The organism is Myroides sp. C4067, from assembly GCF_038039665.1.
GTDB classification, from domain to species: domain Bacteria; phylum Bacteroidota; class Bacteroidia; order Flavobacteriales; family Flavobacteriaceae; genus Flavobacterium; species Flavobacterium odoratimimum.
The window spans coordinates 86,797-102,715 of sequence record NZ_JBBPHJ010000004.1 but is presented as its reverse complement, the minus strand read 5'-3'; the positions used below and the strand labels follow the sequence as shown (position 1 = coordinate 102,715).

Annotated in this window: 14 protein-coding genes; 3 read left to right on the top strand and 11 right to left on the bottom strand. The window is 33.1% G+C overall.

Translation table 11 applies throughout. The annotated features are described in order from the left end of the window. Nucleotides 1-142 precede the first annotated feature (142 nt). Complete coding sequence (locus AABL87_RS03970) at nt 143-595, top strand: PaaI family thioesterase (protein ID WP_006258987.1); 453 nt, start codon at nt 143-145, stop codon at nt 593-595. A 354-nt stretch (nt 596-949) separates the two neighbouring features. On the opposite strand, the gene AABL87_RS03965 is transcribed toward AABL87_RS03970, so the two are convergent. From AABL87_RS03965 to AABL87_RS03955, 3 genes are all read right to left on the bottom strand, one after another. After that, the gene (locus AABL87_RS03965) at nt 950-1,708 is read right to left on the bottom strand and encodes a LytR/AlgR family response regulator transcription factor (protein ID WP_006258988.1); all 759 of its coding nucleotides are present in this window, start codon (nt 1,706-1,708) and stop codon (nt 950-952) included. 3 nt (nt 1,709-1,711) lie between these two features. Next, a complete protein-coding gene (locus tag AABL87_RS03960) occupies nt 1,712-2,764 on the bottom strand; it encodes a sensor histidine kinase (RefSeq protein ID WP_341276970.1) in 1,053 nt (350 codons plus the stop codon). A 154-nt stretch (nt 2,765-2,918) separates the two neighbouring features. After that, the gene (locus AABL87_RS03955; RefSeq protein ID WP_006258990.1) at nt 2,919-3,506 is read right to left on the bottom strand and encodes a GNAT family N-acetyltransferase; all 588 of its coding nucleotides are present in this window, start codon (nt 3,504-3,506) and stop codon (nt 2,919-2,921) included. A gap of 398 nt (nt 3,507-3,904) precedes the next feature. Between AABL87_RS03955 and AABL87_RS03950 the strand changes: the two genes are divergently transcribed. Further along, nucleotides 3,905-6,310: a TonB-dependent receptor domain-containing protein gene (locus AABL87_RS03950; RefSeq protein ID WP_341276969.1), complete on the top strand. Its 2,406-nt coding sequence runs from the start codon at nt 3,905-3,907 to the stop codon at nt 6,308-6,310. A 142-nt stretch (nt 6,311-6,452) separates the two neighbouring features. Here the strand turns inward: AABL87_RS03950 and AABL87_RS03945 are convergent, their stop codons facing one another. The 4 genes from AABL87_RS03945 to AABL87_RS03930 form a co-directional block, all read right to left on the bottom strand. After that, nucleotides 6,453-6,842: a (deoxy)nucleoside triphosphate pyrophosphohydrolase gene (locus AABL87_RS03945; RefSeq protein WP_006265203.1), complete on the bottom strand. Its 390-nt coding sequence runs from the start codon at nt 6,840-6,842 to the stop codon at nt 6,453-6,455. Nucleotides 6,843-7,250: 408 nt separating this feature from the next. Then, nucleotides 7,251-8,162 (bottom strand): hypothetical protein, encoded by a 912-nt coding sequence (locus AABL87_RS03940; RefSeq protein WP_006265202.1) that lies wholly within the window; start codon nt 8,160-8,162, stop codon nt 7,251-7,253. A gap of 107 nt (nt 8,163-8,269) precedes the next feature. After that, on the bottom strand, nt 8,270-8,827 hold the full coding sequence (locus tag AABL87_RS03935; RefSeq protein WP_006258996.1) for a hypothetical protein: 558 nt from the start codon (nt 8,825-8,827) through the stop codon (nt 8,270-8,272). A 166-nt stretch (nt 8,828-8,993) separates the two neighbouring features. Then, nucleotides 8,994-9,257 carry a (2Fe-2S) ferredoxin domain-containing protein gene (locus tag AABL87_RS03930; protein ID WP_006258997.1) on the bottom strand — a complete coding sequence of 88 codons (264 nt, stop codon included), beginning with the start codon at nt 9,255-9,257 and terminating at the stop codon, nt 8,994-8,996. Between the two features lie 74 nt (nt 9,258-9,331). Between AABL87_RS03930 and AABL87_RS03925 the strand changes: the two genes are divergently transcribed. Next, the gene (locus AABL87_RS03925; RefSeq protein WP_006265201.1) at nt 9,332-10,402 is read left to right on the top strand and encodes a DUF3810 domain-containing protein; all 1,071 of its coding nucleotides are present in this window, start codon (nt 9,332-9,334) and stop codon (nt 10,400-10,402) included. 4 nt (nt 10,403-10,406) lie between these two features. Here AABL87_RS03925 and AABL87_RS03920 read toward each other — a convergent pair whose 3' ends face one another. The 4 genes from AABL87_RS03920 to guaA all read right to left on the bottom strand — a co-directional run bounded on the left by AABL87_RS03920 (nt 10,407) and on the right by guaA (nt 15,898). Continuing rightward, complete coding sequence (locus AABL87_RS03920; RefSeq protein ID WP_006258999.1) at nt 10,407-11,696, bottom strand: NAD(P)/FAD-dependent oxidoreductase; 1,290 nt, start codon at nt 11,694-11,696, stop codon at nt 10,407-10,409. Between the two features lie 323 nt (nt 11,697-12,019). Continuing rightward, the gene (locus tag AABL87_RS03915; RefSeq protein WP_006259000.1) at nt 12,020-12,244 is read right to left on the bottom strand and encodes a DUF3820 family protein; all 225 of its coding nucleotides are present in this window, start codon (nt 12,242-12,244) and stop codon (nt 12,020-12,022) included. Then, nucleotides 12,244-14,301: a LysM peptidoglycan-binding domain-containing protein gene (locus tag AABL87_RS03910; RefSeq protein WP_341276968.1), complete on the bottom strand. Its 2,058-nt coding sequence runs from the start codon at nt 14,299-14,301 to the stop codon at nt 12,244-12,246. Before AABL87_RS03910 ends, AABL87_RS03915 begins: the two co-directional genes overlap by 1 nt. A gap of 70 nt (nt 14,302-14,371) precedes the next feature. Beyond that, nucleotides 14,372-15,898, bottom strand: a complete 1,527-nt coding sequence (guaA, locus tag AABL87_RS03905; protein ID WP_006259002.1) for a glutamine-hydrolyzing GMP synthase — start codon at nt 15,896-15,898, stop codon at nt 14,372-14,374. Nucleotides 15,899-15,919 lie beyond the last annotated feature (21 nt).

Below are 15,919 nucleotides of genomic sequence, written 5' to 3'. Positions count from 1 at the left end.
TTTATCATATGATAAAAAATGTTTTACATTTTTAGCAGTTATAATCCATACTCTAATCAGGTTAAATTTTTGTACTTCAATAAAAATAACTTTATTTGTAATAGAGAGATTCCTCTATCGAATAACAACCAAAACAAATATTATGACACAAGCAATCCAAGATCTATATCCTGAGAGCTTAGCGCACTGCTATGGCTGTGGAAAAAACAATCCTAATGGACATCAACTAAAAACATATCTTGACGGAGAAGAAACAATCGCTCGTTTTACTCCAGATACTAAATACACTGCTATACCAGGAAGCGTATATGGTGGTTTAATCGCTTCTCTACTAGACTGTCATGGTACAGGATCAGCAGCGGCATTTTTGTGTAAGCACAATAATATCCCACTAGAAGACACTATACCTGTGAGATGTGTAACAGCTTCTCTTAAAGTTGATTTTAAAGCCTCTACTCCTATGGGAGAAGAACTAGTGCTAAAGGGTAAACTAAGAAGCATAGAGGGCAGAAAGGTATGGGTAGATCTAACCCTAGAGGCTAATGGAATAATCTGTGCTACGGGTGAAATCTTAGCTATCCAATTAAAAGAGTAAGGGTTTGTATTTTTGTGATGTCGTTTTTTTATAAAATCGCGATGGTGTGAAATCGATTGGTCTATGCTGTCCATATATAGTATATCACACCCTCTAAGTACATTATAGAGGTGCATACACGCCACGAATTAAATATCTGCGACAGCACAAGTAGTAAAGCCTTATTAGCAATATAGCTAAAAGAGTAATCATATATGTTAAAAAAGGGAACCTCAATATAAGGTTCCCTTTTTTTAACTTACACTATATCAACAACTAGTAAAATCATTTAGTCTATAATATTAAAGTAAAGTGTATTAAGCCCCTAGGGCAAGACTGTAAACTAATTACTGTGAACCGTTAACTTCCTAAGGACTATGTGTCAAGCCATTGCTTTATCGCTCGTGTTCTTTCTCTACTTAGATCCACCTCTACATCGCCCTGTAATACTACACTTACCTTACTGTTTAGATTATTCTGAATAGCAGTGATACTCTCGTAGCTTATTAGATATTGTCTAGATATTCTAAAGAATCGATTAGGATCTAATTCTGATTCTAGTTCTTCCATAGTGAATGGTAATACGTGAACAGATTTATCAAACATAACTGCTTTAGACAGACGAAATTCTGTATAGATATAGGCAATATCACTTGTCTGTACAACTTTATACCTATCGTTATTACTCAGTAAAAAACGTGTTCTATAACTCTGTTTCTTTCCGTGTATAACTTCGGTTAGATTGCTTAAGATTTCTTTATCTAAGACCTGTAATTGATGTAGTTTTTTATACTTCGCTATGCTTTGTTCTAAGGCAGATTTTTTGATTGGTTTTAATAAATAATCTATACTGTTAACCTGAAATACTTGTAAGGCATACTGATCATAAGCTGTCGTAAAAACAATCGGTACGTTTACTTCTATGGCATCAAATATTTCGAAGCATACTCCATCTCCTAATCTTATATCCATAAAGATTAGGTCAATATCATCATGCTGCTCTAGCCATTCTATACAGTCCTCTACACCTTCTATAACCTGCACGACCTGAATATCTTCTTTTATATCCTGAAGTAAGGTAGTCAGATGCTGTGCATTATACTGTTCGTCTTCTACTATCAATACTTTTATCATAGCTTATAACAATGGGATTTTAACTCTAAAAACGGATACGGTCTGTTCTATCACGACCTCTCTGTCTTCGATCAGTAAGTATCTCTTTTTTATATTCGTCAGTCCTAACTTAGAAGAATGAGGAAGAGTGTTCAATAATTGGAGGTTATTCTCAATAATTAAATATTCTTCTTCCCCATAAATATTCACAAAGAGGGGACTTTTTTTGGTTGCTTTATTGTGTTTTATTGCGTTTTCTAATAACAATTGTAAAGTCATGGGTGGAATCTTCATTCCTAACAGCTCTGGTCTGACATTGATCTCTACTTGTATACTTTCGCCAAAGCGAATCTTAATCAAGTATAAATAATCAATCAAGAACTGTATCTCCTTGGCTAGACTGACTAAGTCATGCTCTAGGTTTGCCAATAGATAGCGTTGCACATCAGACAATCGCTCTAAGAACTCACTTGCTTTCTCTTTATCCTCTTGGATTAGGCTTCTTAGTACACTGTAATTATTAAACATAAAGTGTGGGTCTAATTGAGCTTTTAAAGATGCTAGTTGGCTCTGTAATACTATTTCTTTCATCTGTGCATTTTCATAAACGGATTCTTTCCACATCGTTATTAGCTTTCTTCCATTGTGTACAACGATAACAAATACAGTAAGGCATAAGCCTATAAAAAACATCTGTCTAGCGCCTAACCAGTCTTCTCGTGCTGTATGATCTTGATCTATTAAATAGTAATCTGTCACAATAACTAAAAATAAGAAGACTACAACACAAATAATCACATGCAATACTCCAAACCGAATTACTTCTTTTATAGAATACGTCTTTATCGGCAATCGGTCTGACAGATAAATACCTAGGGTAGTCACAATCCAACTGATAGCTATAAACCAAATCACATCTGCCGTAAAGGTATATCCACTCTCAAAAGAAACTATCTGATACTGATCTGCAGTACTAATAATGTACAACGAAAAAATAAAAAACAACGCTACTAAGAGCGTTAAAGCTACTCTATACCTCCATTCTTTCTTACTCCTCTTTTGCTTTTGTGTTTTCATTACAGATTAAAATTATGCTATTCTTTCCTGATTTTTTCGATTATATACCTAAAGTAACAAAAAACAAAGCTCGTTTTACATTTTTTATAACTGAACTTGTCTTCCTTAGTCTTAAGTTAAGAAATAGCTCTCAATTACAATACCAGAATAGCATTTAACCTATTACTTTCATCATATAATAATACCCTGAAAAGCCAAGTTTATCACTTGTTCGTTCGTCTAATTCGTTGTATTTCACTTCTACAAAACCTATTTGCTCATATAGTTTTTTTGCACGAGGGTTCTCTTTAATTACATCTAAACTTACATATCTTGCATGATGTTCTAAAGCTAACTTTTCTACTTCTTCTAATAGCATTTTTCCGACTCCTAATCCTCTAAAATTCTCATCTACCGCAATAGCATCTACATAGACCACATCCTTATCTCTCTTAGAAGGAAAGTACATAATGAGCTGCATCATCTTATAAAGTCCTCTTATCAGCCCATATACCTTAATCATAATACTCAGAGAAATATTCAAAGTACATTGACCATTGTGTTGATAAGCTGCTACACCTATTAATTCTCCTTCACTAGAACGTGCCACGATAATATGCTTAGCATCTAGAGATGCTAAAATAACTTGATGTATTTCTTCCTCTGCCCCTAGTATTCCTTTTAGTTTTTCATTAAAAGCCTGTTGCAAAACATGAGCAGCAGTACTGCGGTATCCCCTGCCCAAATATCTATTTATTCTCATCTTCTCTAATTATTCTTACACAAAAATACAGGGGTATTCAGCTCTTATAGGGTATAGATACATCAATTGACATTTTTTGCTCTTGAATAACCTATTCACTTCTATTTAACCCAGATTATGCAATAGACATATAAACGAAAAGTAATTATACAAAATAGGTCTGAATTAGTGATTAAAGCATACTATAGTATGGTTTTAGAGCTAATGAAAGAACTATGAAGTAGAATTGCTTTGTAGTATTTGGCTAATGCGTAATGTGGGTTTAAGCTTAATTGCACTATAATCATCGTTTCGGTGGCTTTAGTATAGAAATGAGTTAGTTAATGTAAAAGTTCCAATAAGCCATAAAACATCCTAATACATTTGCCTCAGAAATAAATGCTAAGATCGTTTTAATTATGAAGCAACTATTATTAATTCTATTAGGGGTAATTAGTTTACCATCATGGGCTCAATCTCAATTAAAAGGGGTAATAAAAGACACACAGGCCAATCCTATCGGATGGGCAACTGTAATCTTGCAAGCAACGGACAATCCTAAAGAGGAATACTTTATCACAAGTGAGGAAGATGGAACTTTTGTTTTCACAGATATAAAATCAAAAGGAAGTTTTAAACTAACTGCTAGCTTTATAGGGTATAAAGATACAGTCTCTACTATCACTATAAATGATCATACAACACCGATCAATCTAATCATACAAAGTGACGAAAACATCTTAGATGAGGTAATGATCACCAGCCATAGAAAGGCTCTTAAAGTAACTCCTGGCAAAGCTACATTAAATATAGAGCAGAGTAACTTAGCACAAACACAGTCTGCCTATGATGTACTAAAGACACTCCCTGGGGTTACTATTAGTCAAAACGGAGAGTTAAAAATAAAAGGCAAATCAGGTGTCACGGTATTAATGGACGGACAGCCTACTCAGCTATCTGCAGAACAATTAAAGACCATACTTAAAGGGACTCCTGGCTCTACTTTAGAGTCTATAGAAATTATGAATATACCATCTGCTAATATAGATGCTTCTGGTACAGGTGGAGTAATTAATATTATCTCTAAGAAAAAGCTAGTTCAGGGCTTTTATGGAACAGTTAATTCAACAGTCGGTATTAGTAATAAAGTAAGCACAGATCACTCCTTAAACTTAGGGTATGGCAATGACAATTGGAACTATAACTTCTTGTATTCATTTAGCTATTCTCCTGATAGATTAAGAGAGAGATATGATAAAAAAGATCTGGCTTCATTAGATCATACATGGTCAAATCAGTCTCAGTTCTCGGTTCTTAATAGTAAATCTCACTTAGTCAGACTAGATATAGATAGAACATTCCAGAATGGTCATATACTAAGCTTAAAAACGTCTATGGATTATAACGATACTCCTAGTACAGTACATACCAACACAGCGTTAGGAAACAATAACGATCTCTTTCACAGTGTACAGAAAAATGAAAGCAAGAGTAAATTGACTAGTTTTAAAGCTGATGTAATCTATAAAATGAAAATAGCAGAAAAGGAAAGTTGGACTACTTCCATTGGTACCATGTATGTCAAATCAGATATCAATGATGTAATCTATGGTAATAATGGACAACTATTACTACCACACGCCTTACTGACCAAACAGCAGAATAAATATCCTACAGATAGAAAAGAGTTCAATTTTAAATCTGATTATCAGAAACAACTGTGGGATGAAGAAAATACAACTGCAAAAGTAGAGTTTGGCGTAAAGAGTAATTATTCTATTCTGAAAACAGATGAACGTTTATATACATTCATCTCCAATGGAAACGACATTAATGCTTTGCACAAAAGTCAATTTGAATATAAAACAGGTGTACATGCTTTCTATGGATCAGTAGATATGACATTCGATAAATGGGCTATAACAGCAGGTTTAAGAGGAGAATACACACATATCAATGGAGATACCTTAGCTCATAAAAAGTTAATAAAACAAGATTACTTCTCGCTATTCCCTACTGTACAACTAACGTATACAGCTAGTGATTACTATTCTGTAATGGCTTCTTACTCTAGAAGAATAGAAAGACCTGAGTTCGATAAATTAAACCCTGCTATTCGTTATCTAAATAGTACAACAACATCAATGGGTAATCCTAATCTACAGCCTGAATATTCTAATAATATAGAATTAGATCAGCAGTTCTTAGGTTTCATAGATTTATCTATCGGATATAGTCGCATTACAGACCCTATGCTATACAGCTATTTCAACGAAGGAATAAACAAGTCATATTTCACAAGTATTAATGGCAAAAGTAGAAGTGAATGGTATGCTTCGTTATCTGCTCCTATACCAGGTATCAACTGGTGGGAAAACTACCATGGGGTTTACTTTTTTAATACTCGATTTGACAATAACTTAATCAATGAGAATAAAAATAGTGTTGGGGTATTTACCTATAACAACTTTAAGTTGCCTTATAATATGAATATCGAGCTTACTGCTTGGTACCAAAACGGAGGAATAGAGTCTAACTTTAGATATCGTTCATTAGGAGAAGTAAACTTGGGAGTCAGTAAGAAATTCTTAAATGAGAAATTTACAACTACACTTGCAGTAAGTGATCTGTTCAAAACAGGAGGTATTAGAACAACAATTTTAGAACATCCTGATCAACTGACCAACTTCACTGTAAAGAATGATATGAGAGTATTCAAACTAGGAATAACTTATAATTTCGGTGGAAAGAACAAAAAAGGAGATGTTCCACAAGAGGAAACAACGATAAACAAAGGACATTCTCCTGTCAAAATTATTAAATAGACCATCAAATAATTATGTTTCAATAGGTCAATGAAGTATGTATTATTTTCAACTTCTTCACTATTCTTATATAATGCATATCGTAGTTGACCTCGGAGAGGCTGTCTTATTAGGCAGCCTCTTATCGTTTATACACTTCCTATTATTCTAACTTTAATGCCAAATACTCTTTCACGATAGGAATATCAGCTTCAGCCCAATCGTAGTTTAATAAATCCTGATAATCAACCCATAAGACTTGAGCGTGTTCTTTTAATTCAAACTCTTGTGAAGTTGTACTACAAATAAAAGGAAATAATTCTAGAGAAAATGTATCATAGTGATGACTTACAGGTGTTAGCCTTGATTGTACTACAATATTTAGATTGAGTTCTTCTTTTACCTCCCTTACAATACATACTTCATCTTTCTCCCCTCTTTCAACCTTACCCCCAGGGAACTCCCATTTATAAGGTAATAGCATATTCTGATTTCGCTGAGCTATCAAAACCTTCTGATTAAACTCAATGATGGCACAAGTAACCCTTAACATAATAATAAATTTTAACATTTATAAAAAACACAATCCAATATACGATTTACACAACAATAAGCTTATATCATCTCTTTAAAACAACTATCTAATTAAATACAAGACACTTATATCCTCTAAAATGCAATATTACATCTTTATTATTGTTAGTATCCTGACTTTCACTAGTATACTAAAGGTATACTTTATGTTAATACCACTCCTGTTGGATTGCATATATTATGAGATACACATACATTTGCACTGCTTTTAACGATAAAAAAGCTTTATTTTCTTTGTTCGAAACACAAGTTGGTAATAAAGATCTATCCTAAATTGAATATATATTGCCCCACAATTGAAAATAAATTAAATTGCTATGAGAAAAAAGCCTCAAAAGACAAATGTCTAATGAGGCTTTTTTTTATTTTATCTCTTTAATTCTAGTTCCTTTACCTCTCCTGTCAACATATCTAAGGTATGATAAGTATATAATAGTACTTCATTACCAAAGAGCGCATCTTGTATTCTACCTCTATATTGATATCCTTCTATGGTATTTACCAGTACTCCTGTTTTTACATTCAAGACAAACTCTGCTCCCCAATTATTGGTCTCAGTAGAGGATGCTTCTAACATTAGATATTGATTATCTTCTGACAGTAACATACTTGACGAATTAATACGTACAGGTGATTCTAGTAACGTATTAAAATCAACAGACCAAATCACCTTATATGATAAATCAAGGCAATAAACAATACTACTTTCTGTCAACGCAATTAAATGTTGACTATCATTAGTATACTCTACCTTACCTATCTTTTCTTTTAGGCTAGTTTTTATCTTCTCTGTTTCGCCTGAGACAAAGTCAAATAAATAAAGTGTATCCTTAAAAGTCTCTGAAGGAGCAATGAATTGATTCTTCTCTTTATTAAAACTTCCTTGATAAGTACGGATATTTTTAGGCATTTCTGCTATAATCTCTTTGGTCGCTAAGTCTAAACAAAAAGGTTTTTTATTATGAGCAACGATTAGTACTTTATCAGAGTCTAAACTGAACTCTGCATCATATATAAAATAAGTATTCGTAAAAAACACTTGTTCTTGTGTATCTACACGTAGGATAGCAAAATCTGTTTTAAACGCTCTAGTCGTCTCTGATATTTTATTTATAGCGATATACTTTCCGTCTGGAGAAATGGCATTAATACGCCATTCTTTATAATCTGCAAAGCGAATAACTCGCTCTTCTAGAAAGTCATATAACATTAACCCTTCTTCGTTGCGGTCTTTTTGATATTCAAATAATCCTCTTTTTGCTATTCTATTTATTTTCATCTATGCTTATCTTGTTACTTTGATTCCCTCAAAGCCTTATTGAGCCTGCAAGATAGAAAATCGAGTAAGAAAATCAGCAATTAGTACAGAAGATATTCACAGTGGTATTACCAAGGCATTTTATCTGTTTTTACCTCGTTAGACAGGTCAAAAGAAGCACTGAAATAGCCTGTACTATCTACTCTCTTTAGATTATAAGTATATGTATTATCCTTAATCGTCACCCACCATACATTCCCTGCTATTGTACTCATCATATCTACTGTCTCTTGATCTGATGGGAAAAATTGCATATCAGCAAATCCTGTATTGGTAGCAGTACCTCCATACATCGTGATATCATCTGGTGTTCCGTCCTGGTGTCTATGATCGTGCTTTAGCTTTACTAGTCCATTCTCTAGTGTAAATACCCAAGTACGAGATAAATCTTCACCTACAAAGAATGAGATCTTCACCTCCTCCTCTTTACAAGAGATTACCTTCATCAATAACTCTTTATCTTTAAAATCAGCAGGTACATTAGGAGACACGATTTGACCTGCATATGCTTTTCCACAGTGAGCAGCGAGAGACGCTAAGAATTTCTTAGGATTATCTATGGTCTTCTGTGCAAAAGAAGTAATAGTCATTAAGCAAATCACAAGGGTAAATAAAACACGCTTCATAAATATAAATTAATTAGTTTGCTCCAAACATAGACATTTTAAATTCAATTAACTATCAAGCATATAAAAAAACAAGGCTACTTAGTATACTAAATAGCCTTGTTCTTGTTTGGATCTGACACGCTTTATATTACGGTAATAAAATAAATAGCAATAGTGTCTAGATCTAAGCGATTATATATTCTTGAAAAATCTTCTTTGCTTTCTTTACTCCTACTTCTTTTTTGTACTTGTCATGAGAGGAGATATACACTACAGGAGCGCTCTTACACATTCCTTGACATTTCATCTTACACAAAGAGTAATCGTTAGAAAGCCCACTCTCTTCTAATAAAGCTTTAAAACAACTTTTAGTCTCTTCATTATATCTACAGCATTTTTTTCCATCACAAACGAAGATAGTTCTCTCACCTTTCTTAACTTTACTCATAGTTTTAGAATTTGATACAAATATATTTATTTTTATCTATTCTAAATTAACTAAATAAAATTTAGCACACTTTTATGAAATTAAGATATTGGTTGATATTATTTGTTTGTTCTATTCTTACTTTTAATATTATTACACGTTTTCCTGATGCTATTGAAGCCTTTTATACAAATGGTTTTTATTTCTATTTATGTAATGTTTTCAATACGATTACCAGTCTATTCCCTTTTTCTGTAGGAGATATACTATATACCATTATAGGGTTATTTCTTATCCATAAGTTTTATCAAGTTTTTAAAAAATACAAAGGATGGAAGAAAATCACAATGGCTTGTGCGGCATTAACTTTTAAATGTATTGTTATATTCTATATTCTATTTAATATAGGTTGGGGATTAAACAACTTTAGGCCAACTCTAGAAAGCCAATTAGGAATAGAACGTGGCTATGATCAGGAGAAGTTATTAAATCTAACAACCAAATTAATACAAAGAGCTAATCTATTACAACTAGCTATTACAAATGACAGTACGATAGCTGTAAAGCTAAAACAAGATATCAATACAATATTAGCTGATTCAAAAAAAGGTATTGAACAAATAACCTTCTTGCATCAAATTGATAATACCAACTCATTAGCAATCAAAGAGTCTTTATTTAGCCTTCCTTTAACTTATATGGGGTTCTCTGGATATATCAATCCTTTTACATTAGAAGCGCAGGTAAACAATAAAATACCTACCCTTACCATGATTGTCACAGCATCTCATGAGATGTCTCATCAGTTAGGGTTTGCAAAAGAAAGTGACGCTAACTTTATAGGCTTTATGGCGGCATATAATCAAAAAGATACTGCTTATCAATATGCAGCTATTATCTATGCCCTTAGATACTGTGTGTCCAATATCAATGATAGAGATTCAGTAGAAGTTAAAGCTTTATTTGAAACAATACACCAAGGAGTGAAAGATAACCTAAACGAGAATATTATATTCTGGAGTGAATATAAGAATATCACGGATTCTTTCTTTAAGGTATTTTACAATGGCTTCTTAAAACTTAATAATCAAAAAGAAGGCCTACAATCTTATAATAAGTTTGTAGACCTTCTGATAAATTATGATTTAAAAAATCCTATTCTATAAGACTTTATTCTCTTTCATCCACTTTGTTTTTAAATGGTCGAATGATTAAACGAGCTTGTCTGTCAAACATCATATAGTTATACATCCAGTTCCAGAATACAACTAATTTGTTTCTAAATCCAATTAGAGACATCAAGTGAACAAACATCCATACAAACCAAGCAAAGAAACCGCTAAATTGGAACTTAGGTAAGTCCACCACAGCTTTATTACGTCCGATAGTTGCCATAGATCCTTTATCATTATATACGAATGATTTTAAAGGTTGACCATCTCTTAATCTAATCAAGTTATTCGCTAATAATTCTCCTTGCTGTATAGCAGGCTGAGCCATCATAGGGTGTCCCATAGGAGTCTTATCTGTCATCATAGTAGCGACATCACCGATAGCAAAGATATCTGTAAAGCCTTCTACTTGATTGTATTCATTTACTTTTATTCTATTTCCTCTTTGAATAACAGTCGCATCAAAACCATCTACAGTAGCTCCCATTACTCCTGCAGTCCAAATCACCGTTTCTGCTGTGAACTCTTTACCTGATTTTGTATATACTTTCTTACCTTTATAATCTGTTACTATTTCACCTAAATACACTTTCACACCTAGGTTCTCTAAGAATTCCTGTGCTTTTCTAGATGATTTCTCACTCATTGCATCAAGTACTTTATTAGCTCCTTGAATTACGTTGATTTCCATCTTATTAAAGTCTAAGTCCGGATAATCCTTAGGCAATACATGCTTCTTCATTTCTGCTAAAGCGCCTGCAAGTTCAACCCCAGTAGGTCCTGCTCCAACGATCACAAAGTTCATTAATGCTTTCTGCTCTTGATCATCTGTAGTCTGTAAAGCCTCTTCAAAGTTCTCTAATACTAAACTACGGATATCTAATGATTCAGGGATAGTCTTCATTGCCATACTATTCTTAGTAATGTTTTCATTACCAAAGAAATTTGTCTTAGATCCTGTAGCAATTACAACATAGTCATAAAAAATCGTACCAATATCAGCAACTACCTTCTTATTTTCAGTATCTATACGTTGAACATTAGCTAATCTAAAGTAAATCTCTTCATAATTTTGTACAACTTTACGAATAGGATATGCAATAGATCCTGACTCCAATCCTCCTGTTGCTACTTGATACAACAGTGGTTGAAACGTATGATAATTATGCTTATCTAAAAGCACAACTTGAAAATTTTTGTTCTTTAGTTTTTTAGCAAGTGCTAAACCCCCAAAACCTCCACCAATAATAACAACACGTGGGCGCTTTGAAGTAGGAATATTCATCATAATCACTCGATTTTTACAATGCAAATTTACAATAATTAATTCGCATTGATAAAAATTTCAGTTTTCTAAATTTCCCTTAATCTATGTTCTAATTTAAGACAAAAGAAGATTTAAAGCCCTATTTTTATTGATTTGATAATTTGAGTTACGCTAATTATAGAACTTTTACTTCTAATGCTAAAAAACTAACAATTACATTATTTTAATAATTTTCATACGTTTTTGACAAATACCTGAACTTTATAATTTTACTTAGTATACGCTTATGAAAAAAGGCAAGCTGTTATTCACAACTTGCCTTTTGTCTATGTAATAATCAATGATTATTTAAAATTATTTCTAATATTTCGTATTAAGGGTTCTAATCCATTTAATTTTAACTCATAAATTAGACCTAATTGTTCTCCTAGTTTACCCTTTGGGAAGCCTTTATTATGATACCAAACGATATAATGTTCTGGTAAGTCAATCAAATACCTTCCTTCATATTTGCCATAAGGCATTTTAGTATGAGCGAGTTCTACTAAGTACTTTTCATTATCTATCATTAGTTAAGCACCTTTACATTTAAGTCTGTATCATACTGTAGTAAGTATACTCCACTATTTCTAAGTGTTCCTTCTGGATTTCTACTATAACTAAATCTATTCTCTATTTCTTGAGATTTTTTACCAATAGTTGGTATAAACCCTTCTTTCTGGAACATTCTGAAAATCACATCTAATGTCACATCAAATCCTCTTGTAGCAAAACGATTAGGATACACATTATATCTGTTTTTATACTCTTGTCCAAATAAAGATTCAGATCTAGACTCTCTTGAATCTCTCGTTACTGAAGGGAAAGTATATTTTAAATCAACTAAAGTCTCTATTCTAATCTCACTGTAATCAAAGACATCTGACTTGTCAAAAGAAGCAATCTGAATATCATAATCCTTTGTTTTATTCTTTAACTTATCCGTAAATAATAATGCCGATGCTATACTATTAGAATCTAGTACAAAGACATTTTTCTTATCTTTTACTAGCGTTTTATCTATCTCTCCTATTTGACTAGTACTAATCATTTTAATATCTGGAAAGTACTGATTCATAAACTGCTTTGTCGATTGTTTTTTATCATCTACAATTACGGTAATCTTAGCTCCAGACTTCTTAAAGTACTCTAGCAACTGATTTTTAAGTACATTACTATAAGGCATAGTCTGTACAAGTCTATTAGACGCAGTAGCTTTCTCATTTGACAATGGAGACACTAGTATTACTTTGTCATTAGGCAAAGCCTTTACAGCAGCATCTACATTACTCTGATAAAATGGCCCAATAATCACATCTGTATTACTAAAGTCTTTAGAGTTAAATAAGCTCTTCACACCACTACTATTCTTGCTTTCACTAGAATCATAGACATTTACGGTTAAAGGTAGATTAAGACTCTCTGCATACTCTACAGCCATCTTAGCTCCTGAGTAGAAGTCTAAAGTCATATTCAAGAACCCATCAGAACTCAATTTCGCATCTATATTATCTCCTAACTTATCGATATTAAAAGGCAACAATAACGCTAACTCCTTATGATCTAAGCGACTAATAGAATTACTCAAATCAACATAACCTCCTGTTGTATCAACTGTCAAATAACCTTCATTCTCCTCTTTTGGCATATTTTCTTCTACAACAATATCTAGACCTTCTTTATAAGGCAATATTAACTCCATACCGCTCTTTAATCCTTGTTGAAGATCTGGGTTAAGCTTAATAATCTCCTTAATAGGCACATCATACTTACGACTTATACTATATAGCGTTTGTTGTGGTTCTACTATTAAGCGAATAAACTTATTCTCTTTAGGAGTCTCTGGAGTTACCTCCACTACCTTAGCCTTTGCCTGAAAACCATAAGCAGGCACTTTTATCGTTTGCCCACTTTTAAGACCATCTTTTAGCTCTGGATTCAGCTCTAGTAATCTCTGTACAGAAGTATTGTACGTTACAGCTAGACTATAAAGCGTTGCCTTAGGTTCTACATCTATATTTCTGTAATAGATATTGTTAATATCCTTAATTGTATCTGCTGTAGACGATGGTAATGTAGCTGGTATCTTCTTTGGCTTATCCTGTTCATACTGAGTTACATCCATAGAAGATGATTTCTTAGTATTAGGAGCAACAATAATCTCACTATCTGCTAATAACCCCGTTTCTTTTAAAGAAGGATTCCATGTATGTAGATCATTGATAGATACATTGTATTTTTTGCTAATACTATACATTGTTTCCTTAGGTTGCACAGTATGCATTCCTTTAGAAGTAGAAGTATTTTTTGTCTTCTCATCATTTTTCAATAAAGGATTAGCCCCTTTATTCTTTTCTTTCTCTACAAAGTCCTTCGTAGGAATTAATAAAAAACTATTCTCATTGATTCCATTCTTTGCATCAGGATTATACTTCAGTATTTCACTCACAGGTATATCATAATCTCTAGAGATCTTACTTACAGTATCTCCTTTATTCACTCTATACTGAATAAACGAACCCGACTGAGCTAGAACAGACGATGTAAAAACAAATGCCGTTAAGGCTATAAATATCTTCTTTTTCATTAGCAATACAATTTATAAAAAACGATAAGTCGCTATAACAAAGTTACAGCGACTTATTGAATTATTTAAATTATTCCCACTCAATTGTTGCAGGCGGTTTAGAACTAATATCGTAAACCACTCTGTTTACACCTTTTACGCGGTTAATTATTTTATTTGAAATCTCCATTAAGAACTCATAAGGTAAGTGTACCCAGTCTGCAGTCATACCATCTGTAGAAGCAACTGCTCTTAGTGCTACTACCTTTTCATAAGTACGCTCATCCCCCATTACACCTACACTATTTACAGGTAGAAGGATTGCTCCTGCTTGCCATACAGAGTTATAAAGACCATGTTCTCTAAGTCCTTCTATAAAGATAGCATCTACTTCTTGTAATAATCTTACTTTCTCTTGAGTGATATCTCCTAAGATTCTAATTGCAAGACCTGGTCCTGGGAAAGGGTGTCTTCCTAATAACTCAGGGTCTATACCTAAAGAAGCTCCTACTCTACGTACCTCATCTTTAAACAACATACGCAAAGGCTCTACTACTTTTAATTTCATAAAGTCAGGTAAACCTCCTACGTTATGGTGAGATTTAATAGTAGCTGATGGCCCTTTTACAGAGATAGACTCGATTACGTCAGGATATATAGTACCTTGACCTAAGAAAGTAGCGTCTTCGATTAATTTAGATTCATCATCAAATACATCGATAAAAGACTTACCAATAGCTTTACGTTTTTGCTCTGGATCTTCTAGACCTGCTAGAGCTTCCATAAAACGATCAGTAGCATCTACTCCTTTTACGTTTAACCCCATTCCATTGTATTGATTTAATACATTTTGGAACTCGTTTTTACGTAATAATCCATTATTTACAAAGATACAGTGTAAATTCTCTCCAATTGCTTTGTGTAATAACACAGCAGCTACTGTAGAATCTACCCCTCCAGATAAAGCTAAAACAACTTTCTCTGATCCAATTTTATTTCTTAAATCTGTTATTGTCTCTTCAACAAAAGCATTTGGAGTAAAGTCTTGACTAACACCAGCGATATCTACTAAGAAGTTTTTCAACAGCTGTGCTCCATCTGTAGAATGATAAACCTCTGGGTGAAACTGGATAGCATAAGTTTGTTCTCCTTCTACTTTATAAGCAGCATTTTTCACATCTTTAGTACTAGCTAACAACACCCCATTAGTAGGTAATTGTTTAATAGTATCACTGTGACTCATCCAAACTTGACTATTATGAGGAATATCTTTAAAGAAAGTATCCTCTGCTATAAAGTCTAAATTCGCTCTACCATACTCACGGGTATCAGATGGTGCTACTTCTCCTCCGAAGAAATGAGCTAAGTACTGAGCACCGTAGCATACTGCTAATAGAGGCATTTTTCCTTTGATATTCGACAAATCTGGGTGTAACGCTTCTTCTGAGCGAACTGAATAAGGACTACCTGATAAAATAACAGCTTTATATTCTGTCAAATCCTTAGGCATATCATTATAAGGTAAGATTTCGCAGAATATATTTAACTCGCGAACCCTTCTCGCAATCAACTGTGTGTATTGCGATCCAAAATCTAAAATAAGTACATTGTGTTGCATGCGCAAAAATAGTTATATTCT

Coding starts and splice junctions, on each gene's coding strand:
- AABL87_RS03970 (WP_006258987.1), top strand. CDS start 143: ATGACACAAGCAATCCAAGATCTATATCCTGAGAGCTTAGCGCACTGC.
- AABL87_RS03965 (WP_006258988.1), bottom strand. CDS start 1,708: ATGATAAAAGTATTGATAGTAGAAGACGAACAGTATAATGCACAGCAT.
- AABL87_RS03960 (WP_341276970.1), bottom strand. CDS start 2,764: ATGAAAACACAAAAGCAAAAGAGGAGTAAGAAAGAATGGAGGTATAGA.
- AABL87_RS03955 (WP_006258990.1), bottom strand. CDS start 3,506: ATGAGAATAAATAGATATTTGGGCAGGGGATACCGCAGTACTGCTGCT.
- AABL87_RS03950 (WP_341276969.1), top strand. CDS start 3,905: ATGAAGCAACTATTATTAATTCTATTAGGGGTAATTAGTTTACCATCA.
- AABL87_RS03945 (WP_006265203.1), bottom strand. CDS start 6,842: ATGTTAAGGGTTACTTGTGCCATCATTGAGTTTAATCAGAAGGTTTTG.
- AABL87_RS03940 (WP_006265202.1), bottom strand. CDS start 8,162: ATGAAAATAAATAGAATAGCAAAAAGAGGATTATTTGAATATCAAAAA.
- AABL87_RS03935 (WP_006258996.1), bottom strand. CDS start 8,827: ATGAAGCGTGTTTTATTTACCCTTGTGATTTGCTTAATGACTATTACT.
- AABL87_RS03930 (WP_006258997.1), bottom strand. CDS start 9,257: ATGAGTAAAGTTAAGAAAGGTGAGAGAACTATCTTCGTTTGTGATGGA.
- AABL87_RS03925 (WP_006265201.1), top strand. CDS start 9,332: ATGAAATTAAGATATTGGTTGATATTATTTGTTTGTTCTATTCTTACT.
- AABL87_RS03920 (WP_006258999.1), bottom strand. CDS start 11,696: ATGATGAATATTCCTACTTCAAAGCGCCCACGTGTTGTTATTATTGGT.
- AABL87_RS03915 (WP_006259000.1), bottom strand. CDS start 12,244: ATGATAGATAATGAAAAGTACTTAGTAGAACTCGCTCATACTAAAATG.
- AABL87_RS03910 (WP_341276968.1), bottom strand. CDS start 14,301: ATGAAAAAGAAGATATTTATAGCCTTAACGGCATTTGTTTTTACATCG.
- guaA (WP_006259002.1), bottom strand. CDS start 15,898: ATGCAACACAATGTACTTATTTTAGATTTTGGATCGCAATACACACAG.